The sequence below is a fragment of the Bacillus sp. BR3(2024) genome (assembly GCF_039134555.1).
Classification (GTDB): Bacteria; Bacillota; Bacilli; order Bacillales; family Bacillaceae_G; genus Bacillus_A; species Bacillus_A cereus.
This window is the reverse complement of the sequence record NZ_CP152438.1, coordinates 448,603-473,518: the sequence shown is the minus strand read 5'-3', so window position 1 is coordinate 473,518 and position 24,916 is coordinate 448,603. Positions and strand designations below refer to the sequence as shown.

Below are 24,916 nucleotides of genomic sequence, written 5' to 3'. Positions count from 1 at the left end.
GTGGCTACGATTTTAGCTGTAGTGGTATTCGTTGTCATGTATTGGGTATTCTCTACCTTTCTACAAAGTAAAAAAGACAGCGGTAGCTTACTTACGAACTATGTAGAAAATGCAAAACGAATTGAAAAGAAGAATTTAAATCAAATGATGCTCGCTCCCTTCCAGTCGTTATCACATAAGTATCTGACAGAAGAAAAGAAAGAGCAGATTCAGAAAAAATTAGAAGAAGCTGGCCTGGATACGAAACCAGAAGAATATTTAAAAATGAAGGTAGCATATCCCATCATTTTCACCTCTGTTTTCTTGATATGCACGGTGTTCCATGATTACTACTTATTTAAATTGGGTGTTTTGATTTCACCGCTGCTTTATTTCTATCCTGATTATCTATTAAAGCGAAGAATTAAGCAGGCGATAGAAGCTAGGAAGTTCGAATTACCAGAGTATCTAATTCCTATGCTGCAGTTGTTAAAAACACATACAACATTAGAAGCAGTAAAAAAGGCAGAGATATATGCTGGAAGACATCTTCGTCCGTATGTATCTACACTTACAGCGGAATTAGAAATGTATGCAGGATCGGATCAACCATTTCGAAACTTTGCAGCAGCCTTAAATAGTCCAGAAGTAAATACCTTTACGATTGCATTGCAACAAGCGCAAAAAACGGACAAGGTACAGAGTCTTCGCATTATGGACGCACAAATTAAAATGATGCGCGAGTTAAAACATGAGAACTATAACCGTCTCATTCAAAATAAGCCAATGGAAATGAATAAATTTAACGTGGCTGTTATTGGTTGTATTGTGATTTATCCGATGGTGATTGTTATTCAATCTTTAATGCAAGGATTTGCAAGTTTATAGAAGACATTATTAAAAATGGAATAGGAAAAGGAGTAATACACATGTTAACAAAAATGAAGAATTGGTTAAAAAACGAAGAATCACAATTATCATCAGAAAACGGTATGTTAATCGCCTTGGCGGTCATTATCGTATTAGTGATTGGCCCGTTTGTATGGAAAGCAATCCAAGGTGGTTATGATACGATTCTAGCTCGATTCACAAAAGCATCAAATAATGCTGATGTAAATTCTTGGAATAAGTAATAAAGGTTTTAGATTAATGATGTTTGTAACGTATAGCTCAAATAAATAGATAAGGGGAATTTAAATATGTTATCCAAAATGAAGAACTGGTTAAAAAATGAGGATTCACAGTTATCATCAGAAAACGGTATGTTAATCGCTCTGGCAGTAATTATCGTATTAGTAATTGGCCCATTTGTATGGAAGGCAATCCAAGGTGGTTATGATACAATCCTGGCACGATTCACAAAAGCATCAAGCAATGCAGACGTAAGTTCTTGGAATAAGTAAGAGAAGATTTTGATAGGTAAATTCTTATTTTAATAGATTTTTAAAATTTGTATATAAGGGAGATAAAATGTAATGTTAGCAAAAATGAAGAATTGGTTAAAAAACGAAGAATCACAATTATCATCAGAAAACGGTATGTTAATCGCGTTAGCGGTGATTATTGTATTAGTAATTGGCCCGTTCGTATGGAAAGCAATCCAAGGTGGTTATGATACAATTCTAGCTCGATTCACAAAAGCATCAAGCAATGCAGATGTTGATTCTTGGAACAAAAAATAAATATAAAAATAAACGAGGGGGCTACTCTAAAAGTGGTTCCTTTTTTACACAGTATTTTTATATGAAATTAAGAGGGGAGTAAAGAAAATGAGCCTGTATATCATGGGATTATTTCTAAGTTATATGGTACTTAATGTATTTACCGACTTAAAGTATAGAAAAACAAAAAATATATGGCATTTCATTTTTTTAATAGTAGGTTTAGGTATCACGTATTTTACTGGAATACGAACGGGAAAAGAGATTGTAATTGTACTAACTATGGCCTTAGTATGTGGCTTATTGTTAGAGACATTTAAATTTTCTTCACCCGGTGATACGAAAATGCTTGTGGTGGCAGCTCTATATGTTAGCAATGTAGTAGAAGAATCGGCTATACTTACCGCGATTACATTAACAGCTTTCCATTTACTATTCTTTTGGATTGCTAGTGTTTATCGATTAATTAAAATTTTAGGGTTTGTAGGAGCGATTAAAGACCAATTGGAGCATGCTGCGTCTATATTTGGTGTGAAACTGCCTAAGAAAGAAATAAAGCTAATACAGAGCTTTCCTGGGGCTTGTTCTATTTTACTAGGGGCGACGATTTATATTGTGTTCACTATCTATCAAAATGGAGGTATCTTGGCTTGAACAGTAGAATCATTCATCAAAGGGAAACCTATATTTACTTTACAATTTTTGCGCTAATAGGCGTTCTTATTTTAAACATGTTTATTAATATATTGTTTGTATTAACATATCCTTTACTGATAGGATTAATTGTGCAGGTTATCTTGTTGCAGAAGATTAAGAAGCCATTTTATCGGAGCGGGAAAGAATTAACAGAACAATTAAAACTAAAAAATATGTTTCTAGTAGAATCAAATATTTTAGGAGATGAAGAAGGAACAGTTTATGAGGTGCATCAAATGCCTTTTACAATCTCTAATGGATTAATTAATAAAGATAAGACTTATAAAGTGATAAAACAAGAGTATGAGAGAAAAGTCAAAGAGGATTTAACGAAAATTTCTAAATGGCAAGTTACAACAAAAGCTAGACTTGTAACGACAACTCATTTTCGTTTATATACAATTTGGCAGAAAAATAGTACAGGCTATCAGCTAAAGAAGTTAGAAGATTGTATAGATCCATATGCCAAGATGAACTTTATTCAATGGATAATTGCTTCATTCTGTACGACTGGCCGTTTAAAGTATGATAAGAAGCCTAAAGAATGGGAAAGTTACGAATGGATAACCTTAAAATAAAAAGACAAAAGTTATAATACTTTTGTCTTTTTTTCTTGCTATTTCTTCTAACAGTTTCGTGAACTATACATGATTTTTAGCGAGTTCTATAAATGCTTGATATTTTGTTACATCACTAATATCAAGTCCGAAATCGAAAGCATCTATTTCTGCATGATAACCGTAAGATACTAAACCAAAATCTTTATGTGACTCAGGTAAATAAATAAGTACTTTTGCATTTTTATAGTCTTTTAAATTTTATAATTCGTACATTTTAATTATTGGATATTTACCGATTCTATTAATTGCATTTGTTCCGCTTGTGATGTTAGAAATCTCATCATAAATGTGTAATGTATGATTTTCACTGTCGAAGATAAATAAAAAAAAGACACCCAAAGGTGCCTTCCTGCGACTTGAACCATCTTAATTTTAATAATATGTATTGGACGCTAATCCAAAGATAATTCTAACATGCTTTCATATAAATGAAAGCGGATTATTTAACTTACTTAATTACTTTGTCCATAACTTCTTTATATTTGTTAAATTGTGCATCTTCCATATCACCATTCATTTGTATAAGGAAGTTACCTTTTGCGTAAGTATGAGAGAATAGCATTTGATTACCATTACCTAAATCGTCATAGTATTTCTTAGCTTTTTCAAGATCTTCTTTGTTTTTAAACTCAAATATTCTACCACCACTATCTTCACCTAATGCTGGAACAAGAATGCGCTTTGCTTCTTTTCTAGTATTTCCAAATTCTTTTTCTGGTAGGTCACTAGGATTGTCAGCTTCTAATCCTGCAGCTTTAAATTCTTCAATTACCTTACCAACCGTGACATTACTTGTCATTGATTTAACGCTGTCACAAGCTGATAAACCAAATAATAATAGAGCTCCAATAAGTAATACTGCTAATCTTTTAAACATAGTTGTTCATTCCTCCTAATATAAATAAATCCTTAAATATAATAACAAACTATTTATCTTTATATTGTCGAAAGGAAATAAAAAAGAGAGCTGGAGCCTTCAAGGGCCATCTTGAAATTCAATACCACAATTCATTTTTGGGGAGTGTATTCAAGAACCTTTTATTTTTGGATTATAAGAGTGCTCTCACATTTACGACAAGCAATCTTCTCTTCCTCAAAAATGAATAAATTCTCAGCATCACATTCTGGGCATACAACCGCAAATGGTGTTTTTATATTTTTATAACATAGGAAAGACATGGCTGCCAGGAATAGAGCAGGTATAACAAGCATCATAAGTAAGAATAGGCCCGCAAAAACGCCTGCAATTATGGAAAGTGGTTTCATTAGTTTTCTACCTACAGAGTTTACTTGATTATCCTTTTTACGAAAAGCAGTAACAAGGTAAGTTTGGGTTTCTTTTACTGGCTCAAATGCATTTACCGTATTGTAATCTTGTTCATCCATAGTGGGATAGGAAGTGTTTGGTCCTTGATACCCTCGTTGTATATAATAGTTGTTTGACTCAGATATTCGTGGCATATACGAGATTCCAGTTCCAGGTATATAAGTTGTTGTTCTTGATTCAGGTGGAATGGAGTTCCCTCCCATACCTGTATATGTAAAGTTAATTTTCACACCCGGGGAAACTTGGATAATTCTACGAAACTTATAACCCATAATATTGTATCCTCTCCATCTAATTAATATAATCATTTACTAATTATAACAAATTTTTAACTTAAAATTAATATATTAAGTTAAAACAAACTAATAAAAAAGAGTAATATTGAAGTTGACTAATTTAAGGCGTTTTAGGAGTTCTTTTTTATAAAAAAAACACCCTAAGGTGCCTTCCTCTAACTTGGACTATCCTGTATTAATGCCATATTGATTAATACATTAATTTATAAAAATAATTAGTTATTCTTCCATGGACCCTAGCTGATATAATATATAAGGAAATTATTAGTTAATTAATACTGCACATATATTATAAGGGGAGGCAAATAAGTTATGCAGATATTGTTAGAAATTTTTTCTGCTATATGTGATTTCTTTTATGCTGTACAACGGATGAAAGAAGAGAACAAGCAAAATAAGGAAGGTACTAGTAGTATGGTCTATGTTTTTTCCGTACTTGTAATTGTAGTAATGATTCTTTTTGCAATGTTTGCAACGCAATAGATGTTCAATCAAGAAGAAAGTATTAGAGAAAACAAGATAGTGAATAATATACATAAGCACCTCACCATCTCCATAGGATGGCGAGGCTTTTTAATGTACCAAAAAAAGACGCCATAAGGTGCCTTCCGCCGACTTGATAATTGTATTTTATGTATGAAATCATCACTGTAGTATCTAAGATGAAGGTAAGCAGTTTATACCGTCTTGCTTAGGAAGGTATTACTATTGATTGATTGTGAAGACCTGGCTACGATAGTAAGTGCCATCAACATCTAAAACTGCAATATAGCTACCATTCTCGTAAACAGAAGTGATAGGTGTTCTATATGCAGCTCTCCACTCAGTTCCATTCCAATCTTTGTTAGGATAAAGTGTTTGATAGCGAGCTAACGTCAATTCCTTATCATCTAATACACGATAAATTTTCAATGCGTTCCCAGATGCTTGGTCTACCCAATTCGTACTAAATGTTAATGTATCACCTGTGTAATAAGCAGGTTTGAACTGATTAATCCAAAAATCTGGTAATGCAGTCGTACCTTTTGCTAATTCATAGAGGGTTTTGAAAGGCCAGTTGTCAACCGTCGGTGCTTTCTGTACATTTTTCGCTGCTGCCGCTGGCTTTGCATCCAGTGCCGCTAAACCTGTAAATCCACCTAAAGCTAAAGCTCCTGCTAATACTACCTTCGATAATTTTTTCATAATCCGTTTCCTCCTCAGGAATATAATAGTTTATGAGTTCAATTATGTGAGGTCTTAGATGAAAGAGAGTAGTTTATTCTGTCTTACTCAGGACAGAAACGTATTACTTGTTGATTGTAAAGATATTACTTTGATAGAAATTGCCATCAATATTCACAACAGCAATGTAACGACCTGGCTCGTATACTGAATTAATATCAGTACTCCATACAGCTTCGTTAAGAGTGCCGTTATTTACTGGAATTGGATACATAGTTTTGTAGCGAACTAATGAGTTATTATCGAGAACACGATAAATCTTCATTGGATTGCCATCTACTCCGTTGTACCAACCCATTTTAACTGTGAAGTAGTCACCAGTTTTATAAGAAGGCTTAACATCATCCGATAAATAAGCTGGGAAATTCCAAGCAATTTGTGCTAAATCAAATAATGTTGCTGGGTCGCCCCAAGTTGTTGATGCTACTTGTACATTTTCCGCTGCTGCCGCTGGCTTTGCGTCCAATGTTGCTAAACCTGTGAAACCACCTAAAGCTAAAGCTCCGACTAATGCTAATTTCCCTAATTTCATAAAAAAATCCCCCCTAAGGTGCCCACCTTCGACTTGAACCATCAAAACTTGAAATTTTTACATTTTTATAGAAATTATTAGGATAATACATCCGATTTTTATGTTAAGCTATTTGAGCTAGTATTTGTATCAATATTAGGGAGATGAATAGTATGTTGGGCGATTTTAATATAAATTCTAGTAATTATGAAAATGGTGCTGAAATCTTAGAATTATTAGGCAGTTTAAGTCGTTTATTAATTGTACGTGAATTGATTGTAAGTGGGACCTTGACAGTTTCCCAGTTGAACGCTGCGACGCATATTTCGGAACCTATGATTTTACAACATTTACGAAAACTAACTAAGGGTAATATGGTAATTATCGAGCGCAAGGGTACAAAGCTTTATTGTAGAGTAGAAAATAAGAAGGTTATTGATATTATCGGTTTATTGGGATTATTATATTAAGTTCTATTCTATGTCTTTTTTGAATTCAAGCACTTTATAAATAAAACAATAAACAAAAAAAGACATCCCAAGGTCCCTTCCTCCGACTTGAACCACTTTAATTTTAATAATATGTATTGGACTTCCATCCGAATATTGTTTTAACGTATTTATCCATATTTTGTTTACGAAAAAATGAAAAGCATAATATCTTATTACTGCTTGTTCATAGCTTTTATCTGTTCTTCATAAACATACTTAGTAGGCATGAAGTTATTAGGGAAGTCGTTGATTACTTTCTTCATAACGTTTACTTCTTCCTGAGATTTGAGTTCAATACCATTTAGATAATCAAACGCCTTAGATTGTTCATCTGCTAAATAATTCTGTGTCATGTAATCATCTGGGAAGTCTTTCTTTGCTTTTTCTTTGACGGCATTCATAGCAGCTGTTTTATCAATATTTTTTATAGGATTTGTGAATCCCGATGCAGATTGTTGAACATTTTGTTTAGGTTGTTCTTTCTTTTCTGGTTGAGTTTGAATATCTTGTTTAGGTTGTTCTTTCTTTTCTGGTTGAGTTTGAATATCTTGTTTAGGCTGTTCCTTCTTTTCTGGTTGAACTTGAACATCTTGTTTGGGTTGTTTTTGTTTTATTTCTTTTTTTGGTTCGGTTGGAGTTGTTGTAGCTTCTTCTTTAGTGTTTTTTCCGCCAACAACAATTACGACAACGGCAATGATAAACCAAAACCACTACTTTATATAAAATGAGTTTTGCATAATTCGTTTCCTCCGAGTATTTGCAAAGCAGGGAATCGCAGTCCTGAAGAAGTGGATAGAAGACGTCATGCCGTTATGGCGGAGTTAAGAGAAATTCATCAATTACAACTGGAGGGGAAATGGGATTCCAAGACTTGGAACGGATTTGGAAAAGGAGAATTACACAATGGCGTTGCAGCAGGGAAAGTACATGAAGAAGTCGCGTCGTAACTTATATATTGCTTTAGAAGAGTTGGATTTAGTGTTTGATGAAAGCGAAGTGATTCAATTGAGAGAAATGTGGGATGAGGATAAAGATATTCTTGAAATAGCAAAAGAGTTAGGAAGGCATCAACTAGAGATCGCTGCATTAATTATGGATCAGGCAGATAAGAACAAAATCAAATCACGTCCAATGGGGTTAGGGGCATGAAGCAACTAACATTGGAGGATGTAGTCGGAAGTTTTGATTATACCGCAACAAGTACCGTGGACAAATTCTTGAAGCGTAATAGCGTTATGACGCATTTAAAGGGCAGAAACTCATTTGATTAAACGAGGCACCAGTAGGCGTCATAGCGTTAGTAGAAACGTTGGGATTATTGGAATCAGAAAGGAGAAATATGGGCCTCGGATTTACTGGCTATGGGCACTAAATAAAAAAAGGGTCCTTACTATTACGTAAGAACCCCATAATCGCAGAAAAAAAGTTGTATGTGAAACCTAGTGGGAATCACAATAATATTTTAACATCTAAATATACAGTTGTCTATACATCAAATCGAACAACATAGTTATTTAAACGAAGGATCCCTAGATTTAGGGATCTAGGGCCTCTTGTGTTGGTATAACTCACACAATGTTATGAAAAGAAAAGAACTTACTGAAGATAACATATAAATATTTCGTAAATGTATCAAAAAAGTGAACAAAATAGTTATTTGAATGGAAAATGACAGCTGAAATATTAAAATCGTATCAGCTGTCACTAAAATAAAAATTCATTTTTATTAGTAGGTTTTTAGTTGGTATTTTTACTCTTCTTAGAAGAAATTGTACCAAAGATTGCTCCGGACATTGCGCCGATTAAAGTCATAAAAATTGCACTCCATACTGTAAATGACATAAATACACCTCCTAGAAATAAATTATTGTAACTATTTAAAACTATTGTTTCTTATTCTTTTTAATAGAAATCATAATTGCAACAACTGCTAAGAAAATAAGAGGAGACCACGAAAAGAAAGACATTTAGTATTCTCCTTTCAATATTAGTTTTAAATATTTTATAAACCAATTATTACATGTTTATAAATTGAACATATAGGATATGTAATATTGCATATGGAATTGTAGAATGTGAAGAAGCGAAGATGATAGTTGAACAAAAACACTGTTTTAATAGAGAACATTTAACAGGACCCGATTAGGGGGACGGGTCCTGTTAATGGAACGATAGATCTTTATGGGATTACCAACACATTACCATAAAAGGTAATTGACTTCCATTGATTGGATGTTGAGAAAGCTTTTTATAAATGCTTTGTTTTACACAACAAAGCAGCTAGCCAAATTAGCTAACTGCTCGGTTCTCCAAGCGGGAACAAGGAGAAAATCTGATGTCATATACATTATTGACGGAATATTGAATTTTATTCACGAGAGATTATATTCTGAAATTTGGATTATGATAGTCGATATTCTCCAGATTGACCAGAAAAGAACTAAAAGTTCTAGTGAAATTCCAAGGGTTCTTTTCTTAGTTTTTTGAGATTCTTTTATCAAATAGCCAACAGCACTAATTGCTATAAGAATGAAAAGAATAAGTTCGAGTGTAACTGGCATTCTATCTACTCCTAAAAATAAGTTTATATATAACGATTATAAAATATTTTAATGGTTGGTAGTAAAAAATTCAACTGAAATCATCAAAAACCACGATGTTATCGGTATAGAGGATTTGCAAGTATCGAATATGTTAAAGAATCATAAGTTAGCAAAAGCAATTAGTGAGGTATCTTGGTCGCAATTTTGATCCATGTTAGAATACAAAGCAAAATGGTATGGCAAACAAGTTATTGTCGTATCGAAAACATTTGCTTCCAGCCAATTATGTTCTTGTTGTGGATATCAAAATAAAGACGTTAAAAATCTAAACCTACGTGAATGGGACTGTCCTTCTTGTCGTGCAAACCATGATAGGGATATTAACGCAAGTATCAATCTAAAGAATGAAGCAATAAGGCTTCTAACCGCAAGGAATGCGGGGTTAGCCTAATCAATTAGAGTTCGATAGAACTCTTTACTTAGGAATCCCTCACTTCTAAACGAAGTGAAAGTGGGGGTAGTTCAATGGAGAGATGCTTTAGAGGGAAAAGTTATTGCTTTACTGCAATCAGTGATTTGCTAGAAATGGAAGCCGATTCTACACAGCTATCATGTAAAAACTGCAGATGTGGATTGTCTTTTTAAGAAAGATGATCTTGCAATGATTGTGCATCATGATGGAGTGCTAGAAGTGGTTAAGCGTGCAGAAAAAAGTAAACTTTCTGAAGGTAAATTTAAAAAGATAGAGTTTGTAATCCTATCTTTTTCTTATATTCAATTACTACAGAGGATTTAAATTCACTAAAAGAAAGGTAGAAGAGAATATGAATACATCTATGAAAAAAATCTAGTAAATTTATGAGTTGATTTTGCTTTCAAGCGCTTGTTTGGAGTAGAAGGAAACGAGGATATACTCATTGGTTTTCTTAATGCGGTATTACAATCCTCTTTAGATGAGGAAATTATTTCTTTGCATTTAGATGATCCACATCTTCCAAGGGAACAAAAGGATGATAAATTGTCTATTTTAGATTTACGAGCTATCCTTAATAGTGGTATAAAATTAAATATAGAGATACAGGTTCGTGACAAAAAAGACATGATCGAGCGATCTTTGTTCTACTGGGCTGGCATGTATTATTCTCAAATGACTCAGGGGATGAAGTATACAGAATTAAGACCAACTATTTGTATTAATATAGTGGATTTCATTCTGTTTCCAGGAGAAGAGGACTTTCATAATGTCGGTGTAGTCATGAACAAAAAATCGGAGCACATAATTTCAGAGAATAGGCAATTGCATTTTCTTGGGATTCCAAAGGTTATTCGAGAATGGCAAGAAAATCGAATGGATCCATGGAAGGATATATTAGCGCGTTGGCTATTATTATTTCCTGCATATGAAGATGAGAAATTAACTACAATCCTGGAGGGAATCGCGATGGAAAAAGATCCAGTTTTGAAAAAGGCAATGGAGGATTGGGAGCGTTTAAGTAGTGATAAAGACTGTTTACGCTTATATGAGGCGAGAGAGAAGGCAATAAAAGATAGAATATCAGAAATAGAGACGACAGAAGAAAAAGCTGCAAAAGAAGCTAGAATAGCAACTAAAATAGAGATGATTCACAATTTAATTAAAGTAGGTGTACCTATAGAGAAGATAGCGGAAGCCACTGAATTAAGTGTAGGAGAGGTTAATGAAATTTTTAAAAAATAAAGAGTAAATATAAATGATAAAAAACAGGTAATTGTGATTACGAACAATTACCTGTTTTTTATTCTTTTTGTTTGATGCCCAGTTTTTGATTACAACAATACTTTTTCTTGTTTTAGAGTTTCCTCTAATTCATAAAGAAATTTATTGTGTTGTTATTATAAAAAAAGAAGATATCGATTAAAATGTCTTCTTTTACTTGTACACTTAGTGTTAAGAAGGTATTGTATTGCTTAAAAACCATAAAAAAATATAACAATCATCGAGTAAGTCTATTATAGCATCAATAAATAAAGTTTTATATGCAATATTACATATATATAGATTTATTTATATTTTATCTATATAATTAAATTGTCTGTTTCTTGTTTTAATTCGTTTGTTTATTTTGGAGCGCTCCAGCAATGGAGCCTTTTTTTATGTAATAAAACATTTCTTTTGGATTACTTAGTTAATCTATATTAACTTTATCTTCTTAAGTAATATCTATATTTTACCAAATAGTTATACGGATAACCAGTTTTTTCTAATAATCTAATGGATTGATAATTTTACTGTTATTTGTTAATCCTTATAGGAAAATTTATCATACAATGAAGATTGAGAAATCAATAATTATAAAAAACTTATAGTATCTTTTGGGAAAATATTTATAATTTATATATTAATATGTTATAATTTCATCTCTAAAACTACCCAAAAAGGACTGCCTAATGGTGGTCTTTTTTATATTGGTGAGATTGTACTAGTATGATAGAAGAGGATTAACTGTATATTGTGAGGGTGATTGGTTATCCCTTCTTTCCATTTGGAAGGAAAGGGGGTGATATACCTATGGGGTTTTTGTTTAAGCTTCTAAAAGAATTTGTGAAAGCCATTGTACGTGAAGTTTCTGCGTATGTTTTTAGGAAAAAAATTTTAGAAAAAGATAACAAAAAAACCACTCCTCGTCGCCGTCCAAAGCAAAAGGGTGGGTTTCGTAAAAAATAAATGATATAACCACCACCCTGATGGTAGCAGTTATTAGAAGAAATGTTAGCGCATCTCTTCTTTTATTATATACGCAAGCAATTACTGTAATACTACTACAGTAATTGTATCAAACGTACATAGAAAATCAATGAGCACGTAATAGAGATAATGTACAAAAGAAAAGACAACTAAATGTGCCTTCCTCCAACTTGAATTACTTTAATTCTAAGAATATGTATTGGTCTCCCATTCAAGTATCATTTTTCTCAATGAATAATTGGGATATTTTAGGTTGTTTTTTACTGTTTTTATGTTAAGATATTTTGGTTGTTATTCATCTTATTTTAGGAGGTTGGAAGATCTGTTACATGCTTTTCATATGGATTTTAGTTTCTATACAGAAAATATAAAAGTTTTAGGATTATTAGGGAATTCTACTCGTTTATCAATTGTTTGTAAATTGATTACATATGGATCGTTGTCAGTTTCTGATTTAAGTAAGCAAACAAGAATTACAGAGGATTTGATTGTACAACATTTGCGTAAATTAGCCTTTGGAAATATTGTAATTAGTGAACGTATAGGGAAAAGGCTTTATTTTAAAATAAAAGATAATAAAACAATTGAGATTATTAAGGTATTAGGGTTACAAAGTTAAATTTAATTACTTTCGCTACAAATGATTTTGCTATAAATTAATTGTGCAAAATTACATTTAGCTCGCCTACGGAAGAAATAGGTGGGCTTTTTAATGTAGAAAAAAAGACACCAAAAGGTGCTTTCCTCCGACTTGATCCACTTTAATTTTAATAATATGTATTGGGCCCCTATTTAAGTGTTATTTTACGGCATTAAGTAATGCCAGTTGTTAAGAAAAAAGGCACTCCTTCGAGTGCCTTTTTCCTATTCTACTTTTAACTTAATTTCTTTACCTGTCATACCGCCACTAGCTTTTAAGAAAAGACCTTCAGCATCTTTTGGTATATCAAATACAATTTTACCTGTCTGTGTTAGACCGGGATTCAATTGTTTTAAGAAGAAGTCAGTTTTCCCACCATTAGTTAAGTCAAAAGATGTTTGACCTTGTGTTGAATATGTGAATTCACGACCTTTGTTATCTACTAATTTAAAACTATTAGCATCAACAGTAATAGCGTCTTTTTGATTATTAGTAAGTGTAACTTCTAAAATTTTAAAGACACCTTGTGCTTGTTCTTTTGTATATTCATTACCCACAGAATCTACTGTTTCCATAGATCCTACAGCGATTTTTACATCAGAAGATACACCTTCTTTTGATACTGCTTTAGTGTCTGTTGAAGTTTTTTCTGTTGAGTCTCCACCACCAGCGACCATAGCAATTATTCCGATTACAAATAAAGCTATAATGCCTAGGCATCCAAATTTAAATATTTTTCCCACGTTTGTTCCTCCAATTATGTAAAATATAAGATTGCCAAGCTAATAATAACAAACTATATATAAAGATATTGTCATATTATGTCGAAAGGAAATAAAAAAGATAGTTTAGAATTTTCAGGCTGAAATTCCGTCTTATGACCTATTTTTCCTCGCATCTTGGCAGTACTTCTTACTCATAAAAAAAGACACCCAAAGGTGCCTTCTTCCTACTTAAACCACTTTAATTTTTGGACTCTCATCCTCACCGAATGGAAAGTAGAGATGATTCAATTATGTACCGATCTGGAGCGTCTCCTATATAGTCAAAAGGATAACACGTTGTTAATGTTAATGTTGGCTCACTTTTTTCTACAATAACTGTTCGATCTTCTGAATCTGTTATCCAATGCTTGTTAATTGTATATGTATATGTTTTATTTTCATATTCCACAATAAGTTGGTCATTTTCCTTTAGTTGACCAAGCTCGGTAAAAACAGTATCTCTATGTCCACTTAAAACTGTATGGCCATTTCTAGATGGTGTAGTAGTTAAGTCACTAACAAACATACCTACACCCTTTTTTAGTACTTTATCATCAGCTCCCCAATATACAGAGTATTTCTTTTGTATTTTAGGGATAATTAAATACGCTACTTTATCTCCTAACTGATGGTTTACCTTTGAAGCGGGAATTTGTACAGATTCTTCAGGTTGTAATGAAGTTTCCGTCTCTGTCTCTGTTTGATTGCTATTTTGCGCTTCATTTTCTTTAGAAGGTGTGGAGGTCTCATATTGTTTAGCCTCGTTAGTTGTTAACGATTCTGCTGATTGTCTAGCACTATACCATTCTAGAAAATAATAGGAAAAGATAGTAAGTCCAATAATAGTTAAACATAAGCCTATCCATTGTTTTTTATTCACTCTTATCACTCCATTTGAAAACGACAGGATTTCTCCTGCCGTTTTAAGGAACTATTTTATGCGTTTGTCTTTTTACGACGGAACATTAATACAGATCCAGCTAATGCTAATCCTAAGCTTGCTAACATCATTGTAACACCGTTTGATGCTGTATTAGGTAATTTCTCACCTTGTTTTTTCGTTTCTTTTTTCACAGTTGTATTAGTATTTTTCTTTGTTTCTTTTACAGTTGTTTGAGGCTTAGTTTGTTCTTGTTTATTATTTGTTGTTTGGTTATTTTGTTTTGAATTCTCTTGTTTATTGTTTTCTTGTTTAGGTTGTTCTTGAGGATTAGTAGTTTCTTTATTTTCTGTTGTAGTATTTGTGCTCTTTGGATATTTATAATCTTCACATGGAATGCCGTCTTTATCATTATCTAAACGATGTGGATCATTCCCAACACCATATCCATTTTGATCCCAGAATGCTTGAGCATCTTGTTGACTTTTAAAATGTCCACAGTTTTTTGTATCATTAGGACTCTTAGCTGCAAATGCAGAAGAACTGTACCCCACTGTTAATAGTGTTACCGCTGTTGCTGAAGCTAATAATTTTTTCATAATTTTCTCCATCTCCCTAAATGGTATGTATTTACATTGAAATATTTTACATTTAAAAAATTAAAAATACAATAATAATTTGTAGATAAATGTAAGATTTCTAGATAATAATAGCAAATTATTAATTCGTATATTGTCATATTATGTCGAATGAAAATAAAAAAAAGACAACCTAAGGTACCTTCCTCTGACGTGAACCCGCTTAATATTAATAATATTTATTAGGACTCCTATCCGAATATTATTTAATATGTAAAGATAAAAGCTGACATTAATTCTAGGATGATAACACCAGCTGAACGGAATGGAATAAGCCAGTCGGCCTTCTTCAAACAGGTCAAAAATGGTATGAATTCATATGAAACAGCAAAGAAGGGAAAAGTGTACGCAGTGCATTTGGAATTAGTGAGAAAGAAAGGCAGTAAGAACGTTACTTTTTACTCAAGGGTTAAACGAGGGATGCAGATGCTACCTACTAGGAATAAAGCTCCAAGCAAAATTAAAGAATCAACTAAAACCAAGAACCGGTTTATCTGAGGCTTTCGAAATTTCTTTAGTATGCTAAAAACAGCACTCATTCCGAAACAAATATATTACAAAATCATTATTGCCTCTAATATATTGATAATTTAATTATATGCTGAAAAATATGTACATATAAATTTTAAAAAAGTCCTTATTTGAATAAAAAATGGTCCTTAAATTACGTAAGAACCCCATAATCGAAGAAAAAAGTCGTATGTGAAACCACGTGGGAATCACAATAATATTTTAAAACCTAAATATATAGTTATCTATACACAGTTGAACAAAATAGTTATTAAAACGAAGAAGCTCTAGATTTAGGGATCTAGAGCTTCTTGTGTTGGTATAACCCACACGGTTTATGAAAAGAAAAGAACTTACTGAAGATAACACATGAATGTTTCATAAATGTATCAAAAATGTGAACAAAATAGCTATTTTATGTAGTTGAGTAGGTAAGATGAGGAAAACGTCCATAACGGTTGCTTTTTTCATAGTTATATAGAAATTACACATTAAACGTATTTAATGAGTCATCTAGGTATAAAGATAATCGATAATCATACAATGATATGGAAGGGTCTTTTCTAACGTGTTAGTTACCTCAAAGTATATGTATCTTTTGGCGCCTGGGCGAGGGTGCTTTTTTTGCACATTCTGATAAGGACAAGCATATAATGTAATAGGACGAGTTCTTCGTGTCCTATTCAATGCTCAGAATAAACCCCAATTCACATTGAGAGCGCCAATAGCGAGGGTGCTCTCTTTATATTGAAAATAAAACATAAATATATATAATATGATTAATGGATTTTCATTTTAATCTGAGGGGTACAAATTCGATGCGACGTAAAAAGGATTTGTTGAAACAATGGAAGGTAGATTTGCAGGCTGTTCAAGAAGAAAAGAGGATGAAGAAAAAGACTAAGAATAAGAAATATAGCATCCCTGGTAATACAGCTGGATTCATGAATGGGAAGAATACTTATCGTAAAGAGAATGGGGTATGGAAACAAAGAAATAAATAATGTGAGGATATAATGATTTTGATTAAGTGTATAGCAATTATCGTAGGCGCTGCCGTGATCTGGGTGGCGTCTTGTTTGCTGTTAAGGAAAGATAAGGCGTGAGATAGACTTGCAAATTGAAATATTATTAGTTTAAAACATGGGCTAATAAACAAACTATTTCTACCTTTTAGTCATAGAATATGATGAATTCTATTTTAGAGGAGGGAATCATATCTATGGGATGGGATAATAATTTTGGACATTCTCGAGATTGTAATAGATTTTGGGATGATTTAGTATTTTGCGGTTGCGGCCGTAGACGAAGAAGAAACGATTTTAACGACTGTCATTGTAGACGTGACTGCGATTGTGATGAGTGTCGTCGTAGACGTAATCATGACCGCGATCGTGAGCATGATCATGGTGACCATCGAGATTGGTAAAGTCTTTTGAAAGAGTGCATATTTTAATAGCACTCTTTTTTATTATTTTTTTAATTACTAATTATTAACTAGAAGGATGCAGTTTCGATTTTATTTAACATTTTACAAAACAAACGAACACAAAGAACGAAAATAAATTTCAACTGTCTAAAAGTTGATGCTTTTAGATGATGTGGGAAAATGCTGTGAAAAATTATTGAAATCATACCTTATATTTATCTAAGAGTTAGTCTGAAATAGAGTATATAAAACAATGATAAATTTTAAATAATATTAGGGGATGACTGATGAAATTAGTGTGATATGTACGAGCTAGTATAAGAGAGCAAGATTTAGAATTGCAATTTAACACGGGAGAAACTTATGGTTCTACAAAAATATTCACTGGAAAGTAGAATGGAGCGAAAAATCTTAAGGAAATATAAAGTTGTTGAAATTTTTATGTGAATTCATTAATATGTAATTGTATTTATTGTTTATTTGATTCTGTTTATTCTCACACTTTATGAGTTGTGGTTGAGCTGTAGAAGCAAGCTGAGTCTTGTTTTAATTCTGAAAGGGCTTCTTTGAGCCGATTAGTGTATATATAGCTTATTTTGCTATATACATTTTTAATCGACTTTAAGAAGTCCTTTTTGTGTTGTTTCCAAATCTGTTTGATTGGAGAACCCATTATCACATTGGGAAAAAATTTTTATTTAGGGGACTTAATTATGATTATCTGTTATGAAGTATCATTATTTTATTCTGCACATCCAGATGGTCCTATTCAAAGTTTACGTGCATTACAAGCACTTAATCCGATAAAAGAGGGTGTATTCTCTTTAACAGGTGTCAGCGTATCGTAATGAATAATTTACAGAACCATATGGAAATATGTAGTCAGAGGGAATGACAGAAATCCGTAGTGAAGAATTACTATGAATTTCTATCTTTTATTTTATCAGGAGCAATAAAGACACGTATGGAACGTAAGATTGACAAAGAATTCAAGAGATTTACACAAATGTTGGCTTATTTTTATGAAAAATAGGTGGAAAATTTGATGGAATGTCTTATCGAGCGAAAGTGTCTGTGTACTTTGTGATACAACAATTTAGTTAGATAAGAAGAGAAGCAAAAAGTATTAGTCTACAAATCACAAGATGTTTGCTAGAGCATTTGAAGCATACGTGGAATCGGATTTGCAAGATCAAGAACATAGAAATGATTATTTAGTTTGTAATGCGTATCCTTTTGTATATCCATTAGGTGATTATACGTAATATCCTAATGTAATTATAAAAAGTTTAACGGAAGTAATAGTCCCATATATAATAAACAGTATATAAGGAGTGGGGAAAAATGAATTATAACATTCAAAAAGGACAGTTTCGTTTAACAAGTGCTTATCCGAGAGGTAGCTGGTGGGAGTTTTATCGTATACCTTGTCCAGTTTGTTATGATACAGGTAATTGTATGCTGCACGTTTCGCAAGATAAGGTAGCATGTACACGTGTAGAAAGTAAATGGATTTATGGAAAAAACACGGGTAATCCAAGCTACATTCACTACATAAAAGGAAAAGATAAATATCAATTGCCTGAGGTGGATGAAATTCAGATTCATGATAAGAAAAGTAATGAGGAATTAAATGTGTTTAATCGTAAATTAATGGAGTTCATATCATTAAAAGAGCATCATCATGCACATTTATTAAGAGATAGAAAAATGAGCGAGGAACAAATACAAGTACGTCATTATCGTTCTTTCTTAAAACAACAAATTGTGTTAGAGGAGGATAATACGTATACGACTGTTTGGGAGCAGCTATTTAAACAGATGGGGAATAAAAATTGCTGGCAGGGGATCCCGGGTTTCTATGAGATGAAGAAAGGTCAACTTTCTCTTCGTTTGATGTCAGGCTCTCCTGGTATGTTGATTCCTTTTCGGAATCAGTACAATCAAATTGTTGGATGGCAAGTTCGTGTGGATGAAGTGAAAAACTCCGTTCATGTGAAATCTGCACCTACTGGAGTTCAAACAGAATTAATCGAACAGCCTAATGTTGTGAAGATAACTAAAAATGGTAATTGTATCTTTGAAGGCGAACTAGAAGTGAGCAAAAAGGTAGAGATTCCATTTCAAGAGGGACAAATTGTTGTAAAGATACATAAAGGGCAAAAATATCTCTGGCTCTCATCAGCAAACAAAAATCATGGAACTGGGGCAGGCGGTAGTGAAAATCCACTTCCTGTGCATGTGGCGGTACCAAGTTCTCATTTAAAACATTGGAATTCTGGTACACTTCATCAAACTAAATCAGTAATGATTACAGAGGGAGCTATGAAAGCAGATCTGGTTGCTGATTTGCTTTCAAAGAGATTTAATAAAGAGGAGCTTTCTGAAATAGGAACAACCGTTCTTGCGATTCCTGGTGTAAATGCTTGGCGAATTACTATGCCTGTATTAAAGGATATGGGTGTAGAAAATGTCTATTTAGCGTTTGATGCCGATTTAGTAGAGAATCAAAAAGTAAGAAAAGCTCTTATAGACTTTGCGACAAAGTTAAAGACAGAGGGCTATAACGTAATCGTAGCTGCATGGAACCCAGCACAAGGTAAGGGGCTGGATGATGCAATGCAAGCGGGATTTAAACCTGTATTTCAGATGTTGTGAAATTTAAAAAGTAGGTTGGTATTTTCATAAATAGGTAGATTGAAAAAGATAGAATTTTTAATTCTATCTTTTTCTTATATCCAATTACCACAAAGGATAAAAATTCACTAAAAGAAAGGTAGAAGAGAATATGAATACATCTATGAAAAAAAGTCTAGTAAATTTACGAGTTGATTTTGCTTTCAAGCGCTTGTTTGGAGTAGAAGGAAACGAGGATATACTCATTGGTTTTCTTAATGCGGTATTACAATCCTCTTTAGATGAGGAAATTATTTCTTTGCATTTAGATGATCCACATCTTCCAAGGGAACAAAAGGATGATAAATTGTCTATTTTAGATTTGCGAGCTACCCTTAATAGTGGTATAAAATTAAATATAGAGATACAGGTTCGCGACAAAAAAGACATGATCGAGCGATCTTTGTTCTACTGGGCTGGCATGTATTATTCTCAAATGACTCAGGGGATGAAGTATATAGAATTAAGACCAACTATTTGTATTAATATAGTGGATTTCATTCTGTTTCCAGGAGAAGAGGACTTTCATAATGTCGGTGTAGTCATGAACAAAAAATCGGTGCACATAATTTCAGAGAATATGCAATTGCACTTTCTTGAGATTCCAAAGGTTATTCGAGAATGGCAAGAAGATCGAATGGATCCATGGGAGGATATATTAGCACGTTGGCTATTATTATTTCCTGCATATGAAGATGAGAATTTAACTACAATCCTGGAGGGAATCGCGATGGAAAAAGATCCAGTTTTGAAAAAGGCAATAGAGGATTGGGAGCGTTTAAGTAGTGATAAGGACTTTTTACGCTTATATGAGGCGAGAGAGAAGGCAATAAAAGATAGAATATCAGAAATAGAGACGGCAGAAGAAAAAGCTGCAAAAGAAGCTAGAATAGAAATGATTCATAATTTAATTAAAGTAGGTGTACCTATAGAGAAGATAGCGGAAGCCACTGAATTAAGTGTCGAAAAGGTTAATGAAATTTTAAGAAACAAAGAGTAGATAGAAGTAGTGAAAAACAGGTACTTGTGAAAAACGCACAATTACCTGTTTTTTGTTTCTAATGAATAGTTTGATAAACACAAGGCTTAGACACTCCTTAATAGGTAGTATACTCTTATTAAGGAGCATAATAAGTTGTTGGAGAGATTAAAATGAATAAGAAAAAAGAAGCGCATACCCTTAGAGATAAAATTCCAAAATGGATAAAATAGAATTATGTTGCTCACTGAAAGAAGAAATGAATGCTCTAGGTCTTAAGGACGGTAATATTTTTAAAATTCTTATAGTATGGTACGATCCTAACAAAGAGGGTAGAAATAAAGGTGTAAACAAGGACTTGTTTTTTTAAAATCGTATTGCTATAATATAAAGGTAATAAGATTTTACAATAAAAATATAAAATTAATCAGTTCGCATATAAGAGAAGACCTCAATATGCGCCATGTCCTTAGGGGACGTGTGCGTGTATTGAGGTCTTTTTGCGTTTTGCGAGCAAAAACACACCTGGAGGTGCAGGAATTATGTTGAATTGGTTGTCTGCAAAACTTATGACAACATCAGTAGGAGATTTCCTATTGGCAAAAAGTAGCTTTACGAAGGGTCTTGGTGGTAGTGGTAGTGGTGCCAATGCTGAAACCGTTCAAAAAAGCATGAACACTTTGGTGAAAACCTTAATTGGTTTTGGGGGAATTTGGGTGGCAGCTTGCGTTGTATTTGCAGCTATTAAACTATCTGGTGCACAAGGGAAGAATCCTGAAAACCGTACACAAGCTATGATTGGTTTAGCTTGCGCAGCAATTGGAGGCTTTGTAATGATCAAAGCGTACGATATCGCTGCTTGGGTTACGACAATCTAACATAAGAGTTTGTACAAGCTCTCCTCGATTTGGGGAGAGCTTCTCTTATACAAGGGAGGAAAAAGAATGAGAAAAGTAACCGTTCCTGTTGATATGACTTCGGAACAAAAAACACTACTAGGTGTGCTGAGCAAGCGCCAATTGATTTATCTATTGGGTGGCGGAGCATCCCTTTATTTATATGTACCATTTTTATGGCGACTATTTGCACCTATTGATGCAGTAGTAGCATTTTTTATTTGCTTAATTTTAGCATTACCAACGGTAGTAAGTGTAATAGCGTTTGCGTTTATATATAAAGAAAAACAACACATGTATCTAGATAAGTATTTAATTATTAAAATGCGTAGCCGCTCCGAAAAAGGTAAGTGGAGAAAAGGGTACGAGCCAACTACATGGGCAAAGGAGAATCTGTAAATGTTAGAAATGATATATTTTGCGGCGATAGCCATTGTAGGATTTTTCTTTTATCGGAAAATGAATGGAAAACCGCTGTTTGGTTCTAAGAAAAAAGGGAAAAAGCAAGGTGGAGTAGAGAAACACACTACTGAAAAAGCTGGAAAGAAAAATAAAAAAAATATGTCTGCTGAATCGGAAATTGATGAGGATAATGTTGACTTCTTTCGTATTTTTGTAGAAGACATTAAGGAAATTGATAATCATATGATTCGGTATCATGATGACACATTTGTCCTGATTGCGGAAGCACATCCAGTTAACTATTATTTACTTTCCAATATGGAACAAGAAGCGATTGATATCAAAATTGAATCATGGTTAACCACATTAGAGTTTAATACGAAAGTATATATTCAAAGTAAGTTTGTAGATTTAACAGATCCTGTACGAAAAATGACAGAAACGATGAAAGGTGCGAAGGACCTTACACCAGAGACGGTTCTATATGGTCAAGAAGTTATTGATAATTTAGAGTACTGGCAACGTTCGCAACCTCGATATGAACAAAAACGTTATTTAATTTATCCATACAAGGTTGATATTAGTACGATTACGGCTGATACAGAGGACGAGTTAGAAGAAAAGATTGTAGATAAGGCATTTAACGAACTATATCGTCGTTATAATGCATCTCGAAATCTACTATCGAAAGCAAAAATTAATGTAGAAATGTTAACGAAAGATAAATTAATAGAACTTTTATATGTAGCATTTAACCGTCGTAAAGCTATAAAAGCTCGTTTCCAGGATTTAATTGAAAACGAGAATTTCTCCCTCTATTCAACAGGGGAAACGAATGAAAGAAAACTAGAGTTAATGAAGAAAGTGCTAGCGGAAGAAAAGGCAGAAAAATCAAATAACGGGGTGGCGTAAACATGAAGTTGTTCGGAAAAAAGAAAAAGGAAAAGAAAAAAATAGAAGCAGAAGAGAGGGACGAATTGGAGCTAGAGGAGGAAGAGTTGGAAGAAGAGGAAATACCGACGCAATTAGACAATCAAACAACAGTGTTTGATGTTATTGCTCCAGAAGGAATGAAAATTGATGCAGAAGATTATGGGGTCATTAAACAATCTTTAGGAAGTAATACGTTCTTTCGTCCGTTTTATATTCCACGTGATGGGTACCCGCGTATGATGCAAACCAATTGGCTCAACATGTTAACTTCGGCTGGGGAAGTGGATGTCATGATCGATATTCATAAAGAACCAAAAGCTAAAGCAATGCGATCATTAGATATGCAGCTGACGATGTTACGTTCCAATCTTTCTTTCCAACGTACACGAGGAAACATTGACCAAGAAAAAGACTTAGATGCAAAAATTCAAGATACAAACAATTTAATGGATGAAATCCAGTTCAATGAAAACGACTCCTATATGGTGAGTACAATGGGTGTTGCTTACGCAGAATCAAAGAAAGAATTGGACGTTTTATGTGAGTATATTGAAGATGAAATGCAAGCATCTCACTTTAAGATAGCAAGTACTTGGAATCGTGTGAAGAGTGGTTTGAAAGCTGTTATGCCGCTAGGAGCACTAAATACGTTACAAGATACCTATCGAAATATCGATAGACGTGCGTTATGTACATTTGCACCTTTTGTGTCAGGTTCTGGAAGGTTTAATGGTGGGATACCAATAGGAAAGAACAAAATTACTGGGCAAGTAGAATTTTTAAATTCATTCGGGAATGCAGATTATCGTCCTCCAAACTATAACATTGGTGTAACAGGGATCTCAGGTTCCGGAAAAAGTTTACTTTTAAAAATGAAGTTAGCCCGTGAAACGTCACTTGCAGATACGCATGCAATGATTATCGATCCAGAAGGAGAATTCGTAAAAATTACAAAACGTCTAGGTGGCATTAATTTAAATATTTCACCTGAAAGTAATATCATTATCAACCCTTGTGCAATTGCTGTAACAGAACTTCAGATTACGGATAAAGATGAAGAGCTAGAAGCACTTGAACAATATGATAAGAAAGAACTTGTAGAGCGTGATGGCGTGAAGTATGTAAGGTTTGTACCGATTTTAGAGAAAATCAATGAAATACTTGGATTCTTTGACATTATTATTCGCGGACAAGACTTTGATCAACCAGGATTAAATGTATTCCAGCGTACAATGCTAGAAGATGCAATTCGTGAAGTGTTTGATAAACATGGTATTACCTCACACCCTTCATCTTTATATATGGATGAAGTGAAGAAGGTGGATGGACAATTAATTCAGTCTCAAGTGAGAAAGCCAGAACCAGAGTTAAAAGAAATCTACGATGTCATAGTAGAACATCATCGAGACGATGTGAAAGCAGAAGAGTTAATTGCTGCGATTCGTCCATTCTTACGCGATGGTTCAAAACCATTATTTGATGGACAAAGTCATTTTGGCCGTGGTGTAGAAACACAGTTAAATGAATCTCGTGTTGTTAATTTTAATATTAGTCATTTAGAAGAAGGATTCTTAAAACCAATCGCTTTCCACGTTATCTTGAACTATATTTGGGAGCATTGGATTAAGAGTCCAGAACACGCTATCAAGCGAAAAGTATTATATGTGGATGAGATGTGGCAGTTTATCGACTATGAACAAACGGTTAACTTCTTGGAAAAAGTAGCACGTCGTTCACGTAAAAGAAATGCTGGTATGTGTTGGGCGAGTCAGGACTTCGTTCGTATTTTAGAAAATGTAAAAGCTCGTGGTATCTTGCAATCTACTTTCTCCTATTTCTTCTTAGAACAAAATAAGATAGATAAGAAAAAGATCCAGGAGAACTTTAACTTAACTGCTGGGGAGCTTGATATTATTCTCAACAACCCTGGAAAAGGAGAAGGGATTTTCCGAGTAGGAGATAGTTCGGTTTGGATTCAAACTGATCCATCTGACAAAGAAATGATGTTCATTGAATCGAATGAAGCGGTACTACAAGAGCTTTTAAACAATATGAAGAAAGTACAAGGGTACGCAGGATAATAGCGTACTCTTAAA

The 24,916-nt window shown here is 33.4% G+C and carries 31 protein-coding genes and 4 pseudogenes; 26 read left to right on the top strand and 9 right to left on the bottom strand.

What is annotated here, in order from left to right; genetic code table 11:
* From V7S45_RS29725 to V7S45_RS29700, 6 genes are all read left to right on the top strand, one after another.
* The gene (locus tag V7S45_RS29725; protein WP_060852558.1) at positions 1-867 is read left to right on the top strand and encodes a hypothetical protein; all 867 of its coding nucleotides are present in this window, start codon (positions 1-3) and stop codon (positions 865-867) included.
* A 41-nt stretch (positions 868-908) separates the two neighbouring features.
* A complete protein-coding gene (locus tag V7S45_RS29720) occupies positions 909-1,112 on the top strand; it encodes a hypothetical protein (protein WP_000956361.1) in 204 nt (67 codons plus the stop codon).
* Between the two features lie 66 nt (positions 1,113-1,178).
* On the top strand, positions 1,179-1,382 hold the full coding sequence (locus V7S45_RS29715) for a hypothetical protein (RefSeq protein ID WP_000949460.1): 204 nt from the start codon (positions 1,179-1,181) through the stop codon (positions 1,380-1,382).
* 72 nt (positions 1,383-1,454) lie between these two features.
* Positions 1,455-1,661, top strand: coding sequence for a hypothetical protein (locus tag V7S45_RS29710; protein WP_000879958.1), 207 nt, complete (start codon positions 1,455-1,457; stop codon positions 1,659-1,661).
* 87 nt (positions 1,662-1,748) lie between these two features.
* Complete coding sequence (locus tag V7S45_RS29705) at positions 1,749-2,294, top strand: hypothetical protein (RefSeq protein WP_000061105.1); 546 nt, start codon at positions 1,749-1,751, stop codon at positions 2,292-2,294.
* On the top strand, positions 2,291-2,914 hold the full coding sequence (locus V7S45_RS29700; protein WP_025690585.1) for a hypothetical protein: 624 nt from the start codon (positions 2,291-2,293) through the stop codon (positions 2,912-2,914). Before V7S45_RS29705 ends, V7S45_RS29700 begins: the two co-directional genes overlap by 4 nt.
* Positions 2,915-3,404: 490 nt before the next feature.
* Here the strand turns inward: V7S45_RS29700 and V7S45_RS29695 are convergent, their stop codons facing one another.
* A complete protein-coding gene (locus V7S45_RS29695; RefSeq protein ID WP_000476458.1) occupies positions 3,405-3,833 on the bottom strand; it encodes a hypothetical protein in 429 nt (142 codons plus the stop codon).
* 161 nt (positions 3,834-3,994) lie between these two features.
* Positions 3,995-4,555: a DUF4236 domain-containing protein gene (locus V7S45_RS29690; RefSeq protein ID WP_089607999.1), complete on the bottom strand. Its 561-nt coding sequence runs from the start codon at positions 4,553-4,555 to the stop codon at positions 3,995-3,997.
* 336 nt (positions 4,556-4,891) lie between these two features.
* Here V7S45_RS29690 and V7S45_RS29685 point away from each other — a divergent pair, with 336 nt between their 5' ends.
* Positions 4,892-5,062 carry a hypothetical protein gene (locus V7S45_RS29685; RefSeq protein ID WP_016078559.1) on the top strand — a complete coding sequence of 57 codons (171 nt, stop codon included), beginning with the start codon at positions 4,892-4,894 and terminating at the stop codon, positions 5,060-5,062.
* Between the two features lie 222 nt (positions 5,063-5,284).
* On the opposite strand, the gene V7S45_RS29680 is transcribed toward V7S45_RS29685, so the two are convergent.
* Positions 5,285-5,764 carry a DUF5065 family protein gene (locus V7S45_RS29680; RefSeq protein ID WP_342762036.1) on the bottom strand — a complete coding sequence of 160 codons (480 nt, stop codon included), beginning with the start codon at positions 5,762-5,764 and terminating at the stop codon, positions 5,285-5,287.
* A 103-nt stretch (positions 5,765-5,867) separates the two neighbouring features.
* Entirely contained in the window at positions 5,868-6,335 is a 468-nt protein-coding gene (locus V7S45_RS29675) for a DUF5065 family protein (RefSeq protein WP_025689478.1), read from the bottom strand.
* A gap of 152 nt (positions 6,336-6,487) precedes the next feature.
* Here V7S45_RS29675 and V7S45_RS29670 point away from each other — a divergent pair, with 152 nt between their 5' ends.
* Positions 6,488-6,784 (top strand): ArsR family transcriptional regulator, encoded by a 297-nt coding sequence (locus tag V7S45_RS29670; RefSeq protein WP_000900153.1) that lies wholly within the window; start codon positions 6,488-6,490, stop codon positions 6,782-6,784.
* 194 nt (positions 6,785-6,978) lie between these two features.
* Here the strand turns inward: V7S45_RS29670 and V7S45_RS29665 are convergent, their stop codons facing one another.
* The gene (locus V7S45_RS29665; RefSeq protein WP_342762161.1) at positions 6,979-7,503 is read right to left on the bottom strand and encodes a hypothetical protein; all 525 of its coding nucleotides are present in this window, start codon (positions 7,501-7,503) and stop codon (positions 6,979-6,981) included.
* Positions 7,504-7,536: 33 nt separating this feature from the next.
* On the opposite strand from V7S45_RS29665, the gene V7S45_RS29660 reads away from it, so the two are divergent.
* The 3 genes from V7S45_RS29660 to V7S45_RS29650 are packed head-to-tail and all read left to right on the top strand — an operon-like array spanning position 7,537 to position 8,076.
* The gene (locus V7S45_RS29660) at positions 7,537-7,752 is read left to right on the top strand and encodes a hypothetical protein (RefSeq protein ID WP_080016504.1); all 216 of its coding nucleotides are present in this window, start codon (positions 7,537-7,539) and stop codon (positions 7,750-7,752) included.
* Positions 7,709-7,954 (top strand): hypothetical protein, encoded by a 246-nt coding sequence (locus V7S45_RS29655; RefSeq protein WP_002099119.1) that lies wholly within the window; start codon positions 7,709-7,711, stop codon positions 7,952-7,954. Before V7S45_RS29660 ends, V7S45_RS29655 begins: the two co-directional genes overlap by 44 nt.
* On the top strand, positions 7,951-8,076 hold the full coding sequence (locus V7S45_RS29650) for a hypothetical protein (protein ID WP_254912702.1): 126 nt from the start codon (positions 7,951-7,953) through the stop codon (positions 8,074-8,076). The genes V7S45_RS29655 and V7S45_RS29650 overlap by 4 nt, the downstream gene beginning before the upstream one ends.
* Positions 8,077-9,177: 1,101 nt before the next feature.
* Here V7S45_RS29650 and V7S45_RS29645 read toward each other — a convergent pair.
* A complete protein-coding gene (locus tag V7S45_RS29645) occupies positions 9,178-9,366 on the bottom strand; it encodes a hypothetical protein (protein WP_001145518.1) in 189 nt (62 codons plus the stop codon).
* Between the two features lie 16 nt (positions 9,367-9,382).
* Between V7S45_RS29645 and V7S45_RS29640 the strand changes: the two are divergent.
* From V7S45_RS29640 to V7S45_RS29625, 4 genes and pseudogenes are all read left to right on the top strand, one after another.
* Positions 9,383-9,799 (top strand): annotated as a pseudogene (locus V7S45_RS29640) (RNA-guided endonuclease TnpB family protein); the annotation flags it as partial.
* Between the two features lie 432 nt (positions 9,800-10,231).
* Entirely contained in the window at positions 10,232-11,065 is an 834-nt protein-coding gene (locus V7S45_RS29635; protein ID WP_342762035.1) for an Rpn family recombination-promoting nuclease/putative transposase, read from the top strand.
* Positions 11,066-11,896: 831 nt separating this feature from the next.
* Positions 11,897-12,052, top strand: coding sequence for a hypothetical protein (locus V7S45_RS29630; protein ID WP_000506118.1), 156 nt, complete (start codon positions 11,897-11,899; stop codon positions 12,050-12,052).
* Positions 12,053-12,413: 361 nt separating this feature from the next.
* Positions 12,414-12,692: an ArsR family transcriptional regulator gene (locus V7S45_RS29625; protein WP_000347619.1), complete on the top strand. Its 279-nt coding sequence runs from the start codon at positions 12,414-12,416 to the stop codon at positions 12,690-12,692.
* 245 nt (positions 12,693-12,937) lie between these two features.
* Here the strand turns inward: V7S45_RS29625 and V7S45_RS29620 are convergent, their stop codons facing one another.
* The 3 genes from V7S45_RS29620 to V7S45_RS29610 form a co-directional block, all read right to left on the bottom strand.
* A complete protein-coding gene (locus tag V7S45_RS29620; protein WP_000516002.1) occupies positions 12,938-13,456 on the bottom strand; it encodes a DUF4352 domain-containing protein in 519 nt (172 codons plus the stop codon).
* A gap of 241 nt (positions 13,457-13,697) precedes the next feature.
* Positions 13,698-14,357 carry a class D sortase gene (locus V7S45_RS29615; RefSeq protein ID WP_001036091.1) on the bottom strand — a complete coding sequence of 220 codons (660 nt, stop codon included), beginning with the start codon at positions 14,355-14,357 and terminating at the stop codon, positions 13,698-13,700.
* 56 nt (positions 14,358-14,413) lie between these two features.
* Complete coding sequence (locus V7S45_RS29610; RefSeq protein WP_000734542.1) at positions 14,414-14,956, bottom strand: excalibur calcium-binding domain-containing protein; 543 nt, start codon at positions 14,954-14,956, stop codon at positions 14,414-14,416.
* 1,367 nt (positions 14,957-16,323) lie between these two features.
* Here V7S45_RS29610 and V7S45_RS29605 point away from each other — a divergent pair.
* From V7S45_RS29605 to V7S45_RS29555, 11 genes and pseudogenes are all read left to right on the top strand, one after another.
* The gene (locus tag V7S45_RS29605) at positions 16,324-16,509 is read left to right on the top strand and encodes a hypothetical protein (RefSeq protein WP_001253140.1); all 186 of its coding nucleotides are present in this window, start codon (positions 16,324-16,326) and stop codon (positions 16,507-16,509) included.
* Between the two features lie 218 nt (positions 16,510-16,727).
* The gene (locus V7S45_RS29600; RefSeq protein WP_002164663.1) at positions 16,728-16,934 is read left to right on the top strand and encodes a hypothetical protein; all 207 of its coding nucleotides are present in this window, start codon (positions 16,728-16,730) and stop codon (positions 16,932-16,934) included.
* A 713-nt stretch (positions 16,935-17,647) separates the two neighbouring features.
* Positions 17,648-17,782, top strand: a complete 135-nt coding sequence (locus tag V7S45_RS29595; RefSeq protein ID WP_000582546.1) for a hypothetical protein — start codon at positions 17,648-17,650, stop codon at positions 17,780-17,782.
* Positions 17,783-17,874: 92 nt separating this feature from the next.
* Positions 17,875-18,265: pseudogene (locus tag V7S45_RS29590) on the top strand (LPD1 domain-containing protein); the annotation flags it as partial.
* A 13-nt stretch (positions 18,266-18,278) separates the two neighbouring features.
* Positions 18,279-19,592, top strand: coding sequence for a DUF3854 domain-containing protein (locus tag V7S45_RS29585; RefSeq protein ID WP_342762034.1), 1,314 nt, complete (start codon positions 18,279-18,281; stop codon positions 19,590-19,592).
* Positions 19,593-19,722: 130 nt separating this feature from the next.
* Positions 19,723-20,610 carry an Rpn family recombination-promoting nuclease/putative transposase gene (locus tag V7S45_RS29580; RefSeq protein WP_342762033.1) on the top strand — a complete coding sequence of 296 codons (888 nt, stop codon included), beginning with the start codon at positions 19,723-19,725 and terminating at the stop codon, positions 20,608-20,610.
* 152 nt (positions 20,611-20,762) lie between these two features.
* A pseudogene (locus V7S45_RS29575) lies at positions 20,763-20,959 on the top strand (hypothetical protein).
* Between the two features lie 86 nt (positions 20,960-21,045).
* Positions 21,046-21,467 (top strand): annotated as a pseudogene (locus V7S45_RS29570) (hypothetical protein).
* Positions 21,468-21,533: 66 nt separating this feature from the next.
* Positions 21,534-21,884 carry a PrgI family protein gene (locus tag V7S45_RS29565; RefSeq protein WP_001233534.1) on the top strand — a complete coding sequence of 117 codons (351 nt, stop codon included), beginning with the start codon at positions 21,534-21,536 and terminating at the stop codon, positions 21,882-21,884.
* Complete coding sequence (locus V7S45_RS29560) at positions 21,885-22,799, top strand: hypothetical protein (protein ID WP_000892006.1); 915 nt, start codon at positions 21,885-21,887, stop codon at positions 22,797-22,799.
* Positions 22,800-22,801: 2 nt separating this feature from the next.
* Complete coding sequence (locus tag V7S45_RS29555; RefSeq protein ID WP_025690456.1) at positions 22,802-24,901, top strand: DUF87 domain-containing protein; 2,100 nt, start codon at positions 22,802-22,804, stop codon at positions 24,899-24,901.
* Positions 24,902-24,916: the final 15 nt, after the last annotated feature.